This is a genomic window from Flavobacterium sp. SP2 (assembly GCF_057626655.1).
In genome coordinates this window covers 1-14003 of the sequence record NZ_JBVHBT010000011.1, presented here as the reverse complement: position 1 = coordinate 14003, position 14003 = coordinate 1, and the positions used below count along the sequence as shown (strand labels likewise).

Here is a 14003-nt window from a genome sequence, read left to right as displayed (position 1 = left end):
GATTGTAAATCTACTATTAATATTGAAAATTCCAAACGTTAATTATAATTTCAATAAAGTAAAATCTCTTTTGATATTAATTTCACAAAAATTAAAAAACTGTGCTTACGAATTAATAACTTCTTCAACAAGCTCTAAAACAAGCTTAAACTGCTCGTCTTTATTCAGATAAGAATTATCAATTTCAATAGCGTCTGGAGCCATAACTAAAGGCGAATCTTCGCGATGCGTGTCGATATAATCTCGCTTTTGAACATTATCCAAAACTTCTTCGTACGTAACCAAATCACCTTTTGCAATGAGTTCATCATAGCGACGTTGCGCTCTAGTTTCAGCACTTGAAGTCATGAAGATTTTTAGTTCGGCATAAGGAAAAACAACAGTTCCAATATCACGACCATCCATTACAATAGCTTTGTTTATTCCCATTTCTTGTTGCTGCTCTACAAGTTTAGATCGTACTTGAGAAACTTCGGCTACTTTGCTGACAAAATTTGAAACTTCGAGTGTTCGAATTTCCTTTTCAACATTGGTATTGTTTAAAAACATTTCGGCAAATCCCAATTCTTGATTGAATTCAAAATGTAATTTAATATTTGATAGTGCATTAATTAAGGATTCTTTATCAAAAAAATCAACAGAAATATAACCATTTTGCATAGCAAAAAAAGCAATTGCTCGATACATCGCACCAGTATCAACATACACATAACCCAAATGCTTAGCAAGTTGTTTGGCTAAGGTACTTTTTCCTGTAGACGAAAATCCGTCAATTGCCACCGTAATTTTTTTCATTTAATGTAATTTGAAACCTAGAATTAGATTTACTGAAGTTAAGTTATTAATTTTCTGTTCCACTTGATTTTTTTTCATTTTAGTCAAGTCATTATTGGTTTCTAATCCTAATCCTAAATTAAATGTATCAGACAAATTAAATTTGGCACCGATATAGGTAGAAAATCCAAAATTCCAACCCAAATTTTTGTCAGAAAAATTTCCAGACAACGTTTCTAAATCACTTTTTAGCAACGTGTTGGCATAGAATCCAATTCCTGCTGACAGAAATACAAAATCTGTGTTAGTTTTATCTTTAAAAAAAGAAAAATTACTAGTATAGTTTACCGGAATTCGCAAATAGGTATTATTCAAACTAGCATTTTGAGCATTAAAAGTTGTATTTGCATACACAGAATTATAACCTACTCCAACACTAAGAAAACTACTATTCTTAAGTTTAAACGCTGCTAAAACATCTCCACCATTCACAAATCCATTTACTTTAGGTTGCTGCGATTGTGACAAAGTTGCAAAACCGACTTTTGGTACAAATACTAGTTCCAATTTACTATTGGAAGTATCATATTGTACTCCTTTTTGCGATAAAACTGGTAATGCTACCAAAAAAAACAAAAAACTAAAAAGGGTAATTTTTTTCATAATAGTAAGTTTTTAATAATCTCTTCCTGAAAAATCTATTGTTAAACCAAATAAACTTGTATTCCCTGCTAATGTATATCTTGAGTAGGAATAATTAAACTTTAATTTGTTCATTTTTAATCCGAATCCGACAGAAATTCCCGAAAAATTACGTTGTTCTTCGATACGCAATTCTTCTGCTCTTCTAAAATTATATCCAAGTCTGATATTGAACCCTTTTCTCGGAAAAAGTTCTGCACCAACTACTACGTGACGCAATGCATTATTTAAAAATCCAACTTTTTCGGGCGTTGCACCACCGTCTAGATTTCCTTGAGCTCTATTTGGATTAGAAAATGCTATATTCCATTGTTGTAGGTTTTCAAGTGTAAGATGCCAACGCAAAGGAACATTTTCAACCTCTTGTGAAATACCTATTAATACTTCTAAGGGTAATTTTTCGCGCGTATCGGCGTAAGTAGTGATTTGAGTTCCAACATTTCGAACTACTAATGCCCAATTGACATCATTTGGTTCATCAATAAATAGAAATCCGAAATCGGCAGCAACACCAAACGAATTATAGGTTTCTAAAGTTGAAGAAATAAATTTTGCATTGGCACCAATATACATATCGGTGAATGGAATGTTGTAGGCATAACCTAAAGACAAAGCCATTTCGCTTCCTGTAAACTCGGCTGTTTTTACTCCATTTTCATCATAACCGTCTATCTTTCCGTAATTGACATAATTTACACCAGCGCTAAATGTTTGCACGCGTCGGTCATAAGTATAAGCGTAAGAAGCTGTTCCGTAAGTTACATCGCCAAAATAACTACCATAATTTAAAGCTAAATGATTATCCATTTCTGGATTGATAGTAGCTGGATTAAAGTGAACTTGATTGACGTCTTCATCATAAATTGTAAGTACTTTTCCTCCCAAAGCTGCTTGTCGAGGTGAGGTTACTAAACTTAAAAACTGATAAACTGATCTACCTCCTATTTGACTGAAAGTAACAGTACAAAAAAGTATACATAAAAAGGTAAATAAATTCTTGATCATTTAATTTTAGCAATTTTCAATTGGATAACGGAAATGCGAAGATATTATTTTTAAACTTACAACAAAAGCCAAATAAAAAAGGTATAAGAATTATTTTCTTATACCTTTCGTATAATCAATTACGGGTTTAATCTATAATTTTGGCATCTTTAACTTTTACATTAGTCAATGCAATATCGATAACTTCATGCATTTCTTTTACGTAATGAAAAGTTAATCCGTTTAAATAATCCGCTTTTATTTCATCGATATCACTTTTATTTTCATGACAAAGAATAATTTCTTTAATATTAGCTCGTTTTGCTGCTAGGATTTTTTCTTTGATTCCGCCAACAGGCAATACTTTTCCACGCAAAGTAATTTCGCCTGTCATGGCTAAACTCTTTTTGATTTTTCTTTGAGTCAACAAAGACACCATTGAAGTAAGCATAGCAATACCCGCACTTGGTCCATCTTTAGGAGTTGCACCTTCAGGGACGTGCAAATGAATATTATATTTAGATACAAGTTCTTGATTTAATCCAAATTTTTCAGAGTTGGCTTTAATGTATTCTAAAGCAATTGTCGCTGATTCTTTCATTACCGTTCCAAGATTACCGGTTAAAGTAAGTGTGCCTTTTCCTTTAGTAATTAAGGATTCTATAAACAAAATATCGCCTCCAACAGAAGTCCATGCCAATCCGGTTACAACTCCGGCCACATCATTTCCTTCAGCTTTATCACGTTCTAATTTTGGAGCGCCTAGAACTTTTATGATATCATCATCAGTAACTTTTTTATTATATTCTTCTTCCATTGCTACCGATTTAGCAGCATTTCTAATTACTTGAGCAACTTTTTGTTCTAAACTTCTAACTCCCGATTCGCGGGTGTAACCTTCAACTATTTTCTCAAATTGTTTTTTACCAATAGTCAAATCTTTAGAAGTTAGACCGTGCTCTTTTAACTGTTTTGGAAACAAGTGTTTACTGGCAATTTCAACTTTCTCTTCGGTTGTGTAACCTGTCATTTTAATGACTTCCATTCTGTCTTTCAAAGCTGGTTGAATGGTTGCCATATTATTTGAAGTTGCAATGAACATCACTTTAGATAAATCAAATCCCATTTCGAGAAAATTATCATAAAATTCGTTGTTCTGCTCTGGATCCAATACTTCTAGTAAAGCAGAAGATGGATCGCCTTGATTGCTTGAGGAAAGTTTATCGATTTCATCCAAAATAAAAACTGGGTTGGATGTTTTTGCTTTTTTTATACTTTGGATTATTCGTCCGGGCATCGCACCAATATAGGTTTTCCTGTGACCTCGAATTTCTGCTTCGTCACGCAATCCACCAAGAGAAATTCGAACATATTCTCTTCCCAAAGCCTCTGCAACTGATTTTCCTATAGAAGTTTTTCCAACTCCTGGAGGTCCAGTTAAGCAAATAATTGGCGATTTCATATCATTTCTCAATTTTAAAACTGCCAAATGTTCAATCATTCTTTTCTTGACATCTTCTAATCCGAAATGATCTCTATCCAGAACTTTTTGTGCATTTTTTAAATCAAAATTATCTTTAGAAAAAACATTCCAAGGAAGATCTAAAAATAAGTCCAAATAATTTCTTTGAATCCCAAAATCAGGTGCTTGCGGATTCATTCGTTGCAATTTAGAGAATTCTTTTTCAAAATGCTTCTGGGTTTTATCGTCCCATTTTTGAGATTTTGCTCGCACTCGCATTTCTTCAAATTCTTGCTCGTTAGAAACACCACCCAATTCTTCTTGGATCGTTTTCATTTGCTGATGCAAAAAATATTCTCTTTGTTGCTGGTCTAAATCGAATCGAACTTTAGATTGAATATCATTTTTGAGTTCCAACTTTTGCAACTCTACATTCATATAGCGCAGGGTTTCTAAAGCGCGTTCTTTAAGAACACTCATCATCATTAGATTTTGTTTTTCCTCAACAGAAAGATTCATATTGGACGAAACAAAATTGATTAAAAACGACTGACTTTCTATATTTTTTATGGCAAAAGTAGCTTCGGTAGGAATGTTGGGACTTTCCTTTATAATTTCGATTGCCAATTCTTTAATAGACTCAACGATAGCACCAAATTCTGAATCGTGTTTACCTGGTCTTTTTTCAGGAATTTCTTTTATACTGGCCTTTAAATAAGGCTTTTCAGAAATAACAGCATCAATTTCGAAACGCTTTTTTCCTTGTAAAATAACCGTTACATTACCATCGGGCATTTTTAAAACACGCAAAATTCGGGCAACAGTACCAACATGATGAATATCATTCTTACTTGGATCTTCATCTTCTTCGTTTTTTTGAGCAACGACACCAATAATTTTGTTTCCAGCATTGGCATCGTTTATAAGTTTTATCGATTTGTCTCTTCCAGCAGTAATTGGAATTACAACTCCAGGAAACAATACTGTATTTCGTAAAGGTAATATTGGTAGTGAAGTCGGCAACTCTTCATTGGCCATTTCTTCTTCGTCTTCGGGCGTTAAAAGTGGAATTAATTCGGCTTCGGAATCAAATTCTTGTAATGACAAATTGTCAAAAGTGAATATTCTTTGGTTTGACATAAAATATAGTGAGCGTCAGATTGACATTAAGTTTGCAATTTAGTTACACAAATATAGTATAAGGTTATTTCTTATTAAATTAAAATCGTTGTATGACACATAAATTATAATTAAATTAACGCTTATCGTATATTTTTTATTTCATACAATAAAAAGGCAATGACTGTGCCATATAAAAAAAATCCGCCAATAAGACGGATTCTCTATTACTGTTTAATATTTTTTAAGGTAATTCTACATCAAATGTACCTTCCGTAATTTCTTTAGTATCGTTGGTAGTAAAATTATTTACCGATAACTGAAAAGTACCAGCTATTCGTGTTGCTGTTTTAGAAGTAATTGTAAGTGTTCCTGAAACAGAAGTATATAAATTGCTGTTGAAGATACAAGTTGAAGCCAAATCGGCATTGAATGGTCCATCGAAGTTGTGAGTTCCAACACCTAAAGTTTGTGAAATTCTTAAACCAATATTATCACCACTAGGTTTAGATGCAACAATACTGTAAGAATCAGGAAAACCAGATGCGATAACTTCAGCTACATCTATTGTATTTTCTACAAAATCAGTTCCACTTACTTTGGCAAAAAATGTATCATCAGATGGGTTTGGATTAGGATCTACAGTTGTTGTGTATGAAATATTTGTGAAAACTCCATTTGTAAAATTAATTGGTTGTACACCTGTTTCGGTAATATTGGTCCAATAACCTTTAAAAGTAAATGTTCCAGATATTTTTTTGTTAACCGTATCGATAGATGTTATCGTTACAGAACCTGTGTCTTCAGTAGGATTATTAAAATTTAATGAAGCATAGGCATATTCAGAATTTGCTGGATTAAAAGCTAAAAGACTTTGATTGGCTGGATATGTTCCAACTGTAGAACCTTCAATTGCTAGTCCGAATGCCGATCCATCAGATTTAAGACCTCCAATTATAATTGTGTTATCTACTATTTGAGCTTGCGTAGTATTTGCAGTCCAAGTCGCACCGCTAAAATCAGCTTTAAAAACAGCTGGTGTATTATTTCCACCACCATTATTAAAATCTCCTAAATCTATTGCGCTATCGATAGGCTCGTTATCACAAGAATTGAAAGTAAGCGCAGTAAAAATTAACAATAAAAAGGTGGTAATCTTGGTATTTTTCATGTGGAATAAATGTTTTTTCAAATATATTATTTTTTTGGAATTAAAATTTATTTTTTGGAACTTTAGTTAATAAAATTACGCCAATAATAAAAAATACTGCTAAAAATACAATTGCAAATCGTGGACTACCTGTAATTTGATCAATAATTCCGTATACACACATTCCTATTACGATTCCAATTTTTTCTGAAACATCATAAAAACTAAAAAATGAAGCCGTATCGTTAGTTTCAGGAAGAAGTTTAGAATAAGTTGACCTTGATAATGATTGTATTCCTCCCATAACTAGTCCGACACAAGCTGCCATGACGTAAAAATGAATTGGTAACGTTATGAAATAGGCAAACAAGCATAGCAAAACCCAAAAAGTATTAATAACAATTAGTGTTTTGATATTACCAAATTTTGCCGAAGCTCTTGAAGTTAAAAATGCACCCAAGACGGCCACCAATTGAATTAGTAAAATACAAATAATTAATCCGGTTGTACTTTCTTCTTTACTAACCCATTGAATTTCTTGTGCACCAAAATAAGTAGCAATTAACATTACAGTTTGCACTGCCATACTGTAAACGAAAAAGCTTGTCAAGTATTTTTTTAATGGGATATTCAATTTTAATAATCCCCAAACTTTTTGAAGTTCTTTAAAGCCATTAAAAAGTACTGCTTTGGTTATTTTTTGGCTATTTTTATTCCCATTAGGAAGGAAATAATAGGAATATTGACTGAAACCAATCCACCAAATTCCTACCATGACAAAAGAATATTTCATTGCTTTCATCGCAGCTTCGCCTTTGGTTCCTGAAATATTAAACAAATCTGGTTTCATAATCATGGCTAAATTGATAATTAACAACACAACACTTCCTATATAACCCAAAGAATAACCTTTGGCACTAATTTTATCTTGCTGTTCTGGAAATGCAATATCTGGTAAATACGAATTGTAAAATACTAAGCTACCCCAAAAACCTATTAATCCTAGAAAATAAAATAATAAACCAACATAGATATTTTCAAGTGTAAAAAAGTACAATCCCATACAAGAAAAAGCACCGAGATAACAGAAAAAGCGCATGAATGATTTTTTATTTCCAACATAATCGGCTACGCCAGAAAGTAATGGTGAAATAAAGGCAATAATCAAAAATGCAAATGCAGTTACAAAACTGATTAAGGCAGAATTTTTTAAAGTAGTTCCAAAAACATTAATATATTCTTTTCCTTCATCAAATAAGGCTCCGTAGAATATTGGAAATACTGCCGATGAAATTACTAACGGATATACAGAGTTTGCCCAATCGTAAAATGCCCAAGCATTCAATAATTTTTTACTGCCTTTTTCTAATTGTTGCATAGTTTTAATTTGATTTCAAAATTAAATTCGAATTATAATTTCTATAAATTTATGTAATTAAAAAATTGAATTGGTATGCATTGCTAAACTTAATGATTTTTTTACATAAAAAAAGCCACGACTAACGTGGCTTCAAATATATACTTTATTTTTTATTTAAACGTAACTCCAAATTTAGCAGCTTCAGCTTTTGCTTGCGGAATTAATTCTCTTAAATTGGCAATTCTAGTAGCGTCTGATGGGTGCGTACTCATAAATTCTGGTGGTGCTTGTCCTCCAGAATTAGCAGACATTCTAGACCAAAAATTTATGGCTTGTTCTGGATTATAGCCCGCAATAGCCATTAAAATTAGTCCAATTCTATCCGCTTCTGTTTCGTGTTTTCGGCTAAATGGTAGCATTCCTCCATATTCTGTGGCTGCACCATATGCAGTCATTGCTAGTTGTTGTGTTTCGGCACTTTTTCCTCCAGTTGCAAGAGCCACGCCAGTTCCTCCAAGTTGTTGTAATAATCCGGCGCTCATTCGTTGCTGCCCATGATTTGCTAATGCGTGAGATACTTCATGTCCCATTACCGTTGCCAAACCCGCATCATCTTTAGTAATTGGTAAAATTCCGGTATAAACTACAATTTTTCCACCTGGCATACACCAAGCGTTTACTGCTTTATCCTCTACCAATTTGTATTCCCAACGATAATCATTTAAATACCCAGATTGACCATTTGCATTCAACCACTTTTCAGCAGCAACTTTGATCTTTGTTCCAATAGTTTCTACTTTTTTGGCATCGGCAGTTCCACTAACTACTTTATTTTCAGATAAAAACTGATTGTATTGTTGAAAAGCTGAGGGTAAAATTTCACTATTAGAAACTAATGCTAGTGTTTTTTCTCCAGTAAATGGATTTTGAGAGCAAGCGAAAATTAATCCTATTGCGAACAAACTGATTATTAGGGTTCGTTTTTTCATGATATTCTGTTTTATTTATCTTAGTGATATTACGACAAAATTAACATAATTTATTAATCATAATTTATATTTAAAACAATTAATGTTACATCATTTCAACAATACTATTTTTTTAAAATCCTATTAAGTGTAACTCGGTAAAATCTTTGTCAATTATTAAAGTATTTTCAGATGATGAAACTTCATTGATTTCTATAATTTCATTATCAACTTCAATTGTTTTGATCTTGAATGGCAATCCAAATAAATTAATTTTTAATGTTTGGTATTGCGTTTCAAAACTTCCTTCTTTATGCTGTTGAATAATTAATTCCTTTTCTTTTCCAGTTAAACTGAATGTTTTATAGCTATAACGACCTTTGTTATAATCGTATCCGTCATGAGCATCTTCATAGACAACTGACTTTTCTTTACCTAATTTGTAGTAAACATCTAAAGATAATTCTGGTGCTTCAATTTGACCTACATATTGCTGTATTGGATATTTTGGAATTATAGCTCCTTCTTTTACAAAAATTGGAATTTGGTCAAAATCGGTTGCAACCCAAAGTTCTTTTTGACCAGAAACTAACTCATTTGTCCAGAAATTATACCAATTTCCTTTTGGTAAATACAATCTTCTTCCTACTGCATTAGGTTCTAATATTGGACAAACTAAAATTTGATTTCCATATATAAATTCGTCGGTTCTATAATGCGTTTGTAAATCTTCCTGATCGTAATAAACTAATGGTTTTAGCATTGGAATTCCTTCGTTTACGTACTGCCAAAACATTGTGTATAAATAAGGTAATAGTTGGTATCTTATCTCAACAAATTTTTTGGTGATTTTAACGACTTCTGGTCCAAAACTCCATGGTTCTTGTTCGCCATGATGACCTGAAGAATGCGTTCTACAAAAAGGATGAAATACACCCAATTGAATCCATCTAGCATAGAGTTCGGCTGAAGGTTGTTCTGCAAATCCGCCAATATCTGAACCTGTAAAACCCATTCCTGAAATTGACATTCGTTGCATTTGAATATTAGCAATCCATAAATGTTCCCATGACGCAACATTGTCGCCAGTCCAAGATGATGTATATCTTTGTGCGCCAGAATACGCCGAACGTGTAATGATAAATGGCCTTTTTGGATAGGCGAAACGTTTTACACCTTCATAGGTTGCACGCGCCATTTGAGTTCCATAAATATTATGTGCTTTTCGATGACTGCACGGATTACCATCATAATCGTGACGAACGTCCATTGGAAATGTTTTTCCGGGAACTTCCATCACTGCAGGTTCGTTCATATCATTCCAAACACCTTTAACTCCTATTTCCGAAATTAATTCTTTAAACAATCCAGCCCACCATTCGCGCACTTCGGGATTAGTATAATCTGGAAAATTACATTCTCCAGGCCAAACTTTTCCTTTCATGTAAGGACCATCGGCACGCTTGCAAAAATATCCTTTAGCTAATGCTTCTTGATATACCCAATATTCCTTATCTATTTTAATTCCTGGATCGATAATTACTACAGTTTTGAAACCGTCTGCAGCAAGTTCTGAAACCATTTTTTTAGGATTTGGAAAATATTCTTTACTCCAAGTGAAGCATCTAAAACCTTCCATATAATCAATGTCTAGGTAAATTGCATCACACGGAATTTGTAATTCTCTAAACTTATTGGCAATTTCTTTAACTTTACTTTCAGGATAATAACTCCATTTACATTGATGGTAACCCAAAGTCCACAATGGCGGCATTTCTGGTTTACCCGTAAGATGAGTATACGTTGTTACAACATCGCTCATTTTTGGTCCGTAGATGAAGTAGTAGTTCATTTCGCCTCCATCGGCCCAAAAACTTGCTACATTTTTTCTTTCGTTACTAAAATCAAAATAAGACTTAAATGTATTGTCGAAAAATATACCGTACGACTTGTTATCATGTAAACCAATATAAAAAGGAACTACTTTATATAAAGGCTCTTGATCTTTATGAAAAGCATATTGGTCTGTAGCAAAATTTTCTAATCGTTTTCCTTTCAAATTAAAATGTGTGGCTTTGTCGCCCAAACCATAAAAACTTTCTCCATCTCGAGAAGCTTTGCTCATTTTTACAATATTTCCACCATATTCATAATATTCTTCCCAATGAAAACCTAGCTCATCTTCTAAAATTGGTTCGCCATTCAAATCATAAATCCCAACTCTTAAATCATTCTTTTGAATTAAAACATATACTTTACTTGTCGTGATTTTATAATGGTCTGATTCTTCTGTAACAACAAGAGCGTTGTATCCATGTGATTGTGTTTTATCAATTGCATAAGAAAAATCGTTACTAAAATAGCCTTTAGTGGTATATCTAAAACGAATTAAACTATCTCGAAGTACAGTAACTTTAAGTATAACATTATTATCAGTATTGAAAATAATAGAATCAACTTCGTGCTCATAAGAGGTTATTTTTGAGGGAAATAAATCGCCTTTATTTTCAAGTTCGGTATTTATAATCATAAAAATATATTTATATAAAATTCAAAAATACAAATTGAATTCTTTAAATTAATAAGTTACTAAAGTAGTTTTTAACTATTACGTTTTCGAATACTTTTGGCAATATCGTTTCTAAAATTTACTTTACAAGAAAAACTGAAACACCTAATGGCGGAAGATTTATTTCTGCAGAAAAATTTCTACCATTCCACTCTTTCTTTTCAATTTTAATTGGTTCAGAATTTGCAATTCCGCTACCTCCATATTTTTCTTCATCAGAATTAAAGATTTCTACTAGTTTCCCTTTTTTAGGAACACCAATTCTATAATTATGGTGCACAACTTGTGTGAAATTAAGAACAATAATCAAATTTTGCTTCTCATTTTTACCTTTTCGAATATATGAAAGTACCGAATTGTTATGATCTGAATAATTAATCCACTCGAAACCATCATTTTCAAATTGTTTTTCATACAACGCTGGATTGCCTTTGTATAAAGCATTCAAGTCGGTAATACACTTTCTTATTCCGTCATGAAATGGATAATATAGAAGTTGCCAATCTAAACTTCCTTCAAAATTCCATTCTCTACTTTGTCCAAATTCACATCCCATAAAGAGCAATTTTCCACCTGGATGCGTAAACATATAACTGTATAAAAGTCGTAGGTTTGCAAATTTCTGCCATTCATCACCCGACATTCTTCCCAAAATAGAACTTTTACCATGTACAACTTCATCATGTGATAAAGGCAACATAAAATTTTCTGCAAAGGCGTAAGTCATCGAAAATGTTAAATCATTTTGATGGTATTTGCGATAAACTGTTTCTCTTTTAAAGTAATTTAATGTATCATTCATCCAACCCATCATCCATTTCATTCCGAAACCTAAACCACCAGAAAAAGTAGGTCTTGATACCATTGGGAAACTTGTACTTTCTTCTGCTATAGTTTGCACTCCGTCATAGTTTAAATACACGGCTTCATTAAATTCTTTTAAAAAACTAATCGTGTCAAGATTTTCTCTTCCTCCAAAAATATTAGGTTCCCATTCGCCTTCCTTCCTTGAATAATCTAAATACAACATACTAGCTACAGCATCAACACGAAGACCATCAATATGATAATAATCAAGCCAAAATAAAGCATTACTGATTAAAAATGAACGGACTTCATTTCGACCGTAGTTAAAAACCAAGCTTTTCCAATCAGGATGATATCCTTTACGCAAATCAGGATGTTCATATAAATTTGAACCATCAAAAAATCCTAAACCATGTGCATCATTTGGAAAGTGAGATGGAACCCAATCAAGGATAACCCCAATTCCAGCCTGATGAAATTTATCTACTAAAAACATAAAATCTTGCGGTGTACCAAAACGCGATGTTGGAGCAAAATAGCCAACTAATTGGTAACCCCAAGAAGGATCGTACGGATACTCCATTATTGGCATAAATTCTACGTGAGTAAAACCAGTATCTTTAACATAATCTACGAGTTCATCTGCTAATTCTCTATAAGTTAAGAATCGATCTTCAGTTCTATTTCTCTTCCATGAACCAAGATGAACTTCGTAAACGGAATGAGGTTTATCTAATGCATTAAGTGATTTGCGTTTCTTCATCCATGACGAATCGCTCCATGTATAATTCAAATCGCAAACTACAGATGCAGTTTCAGGTGGTGTTTCACAAAATTTGGCAAAAGGATCAGCCTTTTCGGTTAGTATTCCAAAATTTACAGATTCAATTTTATACTTGTATATTGAACCTTTGAGAACATTAGGTATAAATCCTTCCCATATTCCAGAACTATCCCAACGCACATTTAATAAATAATTATTATGATTCCAATCGTTAAAATCCCCAATAATCCAAACGTTTTTTGCAGATGGCGCCCAAACTGAAAAATATACACCTTTTACGCCATCTATTTCAATTTCATGGCTACCTAATTTTTCATACAACCGAAAATGTTTTCCGGCTTTAAATAAATCTATATCAAATTCTGTAAAAAGCGAAAATAGTTGTACTTGATTCATATGTGTATTTAATTTTTATAAAAATATAATTTTTTTATTAAAATAAACGATTTAATTATATTCTTAAAAGAAATTAATTAAAAGAATATAACCGGGACTATTTGAAAATAATTGGGATAAAAATTAAGATCTGTAATTGATAAATATAAAGGTAAAAAGCATCCACTGAATTATGAGAATTTATATTAGTTATGGTAGTACTTTCTGCACAAGATTCAGATGCGAATAGTAACTCTATTGCACCAGAATTATTTAAGGTTTATCCAAATATTAATACGTTAGCACTAACAAATGTAGAAACACTACAAAATTATACAAACAAAGTTCGAAATCATCAAACCAAAACTAAATGGCTTATAGAAATTGCTCAAACTATAAAAGAGGATAAAATATTCCAACAGATATGAACGGACTACTTTCGCTTAAAAGTATTGGAAGAAAATCTGCAAATGTAATTATGAGAGAAACTAAAATTAAAGCCGAAGGTATAATTTGTGATTTACAAGTAATAAGAGTAGCCCCAAGATTAGGATTAGTGAAAGAAAGCAAAGCCGAAAATAACATTGAGAAACAATTGATGGAAATTTTACCAAAAGAAATTTGGGGTGAAGTTAGTATGGCATTATCTTTTTTAGGTCGAGAAACATGTCGACCTTCAAATCCTAAACATGATGAATGTGTTGTTAAAAACCATTATAAATAGTGCATAGAAAATGGTAGATTTTAATTTAACTACTGCAGATATTAATTGGAATTCCACAACCCGATTTATTCAGCAATTAATTAATCTTTTAATAAGGATTTGTATAACAAAAAAAATCCTCATCGTTTTGATGAGGATTTTTAAAAGAAAGGCGGCGACATACTCTCCCACAAATTGCAGTACCATCTGCGCAATCGGGCTTAACTTCTCTGTTCGGAATGGGAA

The 14003-nt window shown here is 32.4% G+C and carries 11 protein-coding genes and 1 rRNA gene; 2 read left to right on the top strand and 10 right to left on the bottom strand.

The window, feature by feature from the left end:
- Positions 1-105: 105 nt before the first annotated feature.
- From cmk to glgB, 9 genes are all read right to left on the bottom strand, one after another.
- On the bottom strand, positions 106-795 hold the full coding sequence (gene cmk, locus ACZ098_RS16530) for a (d)CMP kinase (protein WP_487312872.1): 690 nt from the start codon (positions 793-795) through the stop codon (positions 106-108).
- Positions 796-1437 (bottom strand): hypothetical protein, encoded by a 642-nt coding sequence (locus ACZ098_RS16525; RefSeq protein ID WP_487312871.1) that lies wholly within the window; start codon positions 1435-1437, stop codon positions 796-798. It abuts the gene before it with no gap.
- 12 nt (positions 1438-1449) lie between these two features.
- Complete coding sequence (gene porQ, locus ACZ098_RS16520; protein WP_487312870.1) at positions 1450-2481, bottom strand: type IX secretion system protein PorQ; 1032 nt, start codon at positions 2479-2481, stop codon at positions 1450-1452.
- A gap of 127 nt (positions 2482-2608) precedes the next feature.
- On the bottom strand, positions 2609-5062 hold the full coding sequence (lon, locus tag ACZ098_RS16515; protein WP_487312869.1) for an endopeptidase La: 2454 nt from the start codon (positions 5060-5062) through the stop codon (positions 2609-2611).
- Positions 5063-5285: 223 nt separating this feature from the next.
- Entirely contained in the window at positions 5286-6212 is a 927-nt protein-coding gene (locus ACZ098_RS16510; RefSeq protein WP_487312868.1) for a DUF6252 domain-containing protein, read from the bottom strand.
- A 40-nt stretch (positions 6213-6252) separates the two neighbouring features.
- On the bottom strand, positions 6253-7569 hold the full coding sequence (locus tag ACZ098_RS16505) for an MFS transporter (protein ID WP_487312867.1): 1317 nt from the start codon (positions 7567-7569) through the stop codon (positions 6253-6255).
- A gap of 152 nt (positions 7570-7721) precedes the next feature.
- Complete coding sequence (locus ACZ098_RS16500; protein WP_487312866.1) at positions 7722-8540, bottom strand: M48 family metallopeptidase; 819 nt, start codon at positions 8538-8540, stop codon at positions 7722-7724.
- A gap of 112 nt (positions 8541-8652) precedes the next feature.
- Entirely contained in the window at positions 8653-11049 is a 2397-nt protein-coding gene (locus ACZ098_RS16495) for a glycoside hydrolase family 31 protein (RefSeq protein ID WP_487312865.1), read from the bottom strand.
- Positions 11050-11167: 118 nt separating this feature from the next.
- Positions 11168-13075: a 1,4-alpha-glucan branching protein GlgB gene (gene glgB, locus ACZ098_RS16490; RefSeq protein ID WP_487312864.1), complete on the bottom strand. Its 1908-nt coding sequence runs from the start codon at positions 13073-13075 to the stop codon at positions 11168-11170.
- A 191-nt stretch (positions 13076-13266) separates the two neighbouring features.
- Here glgB and ACZ098_RS16485 point away from each other — a divergent pair, with 191 nt between their 5' ends.
- Both ACZ098_RS16485 and ACZ098_RS16480 read left to right on the top strand, forming a co-directional pair.
- Positions 13267-13482 carry a hypothetical protein gene (locus ACZ098_RS16485; RefSeq protein ID WP_487312863.1) on the top strand — a complete coding sequence of 72 codons (216 nt, stop codon included), beginning with the start codon at positions 13267-13269 and terminating at the stop codon, positions 13480-13482.
- Positions 13479-13778, top strand: coding sequence for an endonuclease III domain-containing protein (locus tag ACZ098_RS16480; RefSeq protein WP_487312862.1), 300 nt, complete (start codon positions 13479-13481; stop codon positions 13776-13778). Before ACZ098_RS16485 ends, ACZ098_RS16480 begins: the two co-directional genes overlap by 4 nt.
- Before the next feature lie 146 nt (positions 13779-13924).
- Here ACZ098_RS16480 and rrf read toward each other — a convergent pair.
- A 5S ribosomal RNA gene (rrf, locus tag ACZ098_RS16475) occupies positions 13925-14003 on the bottom strand; the annotation flags it as partial.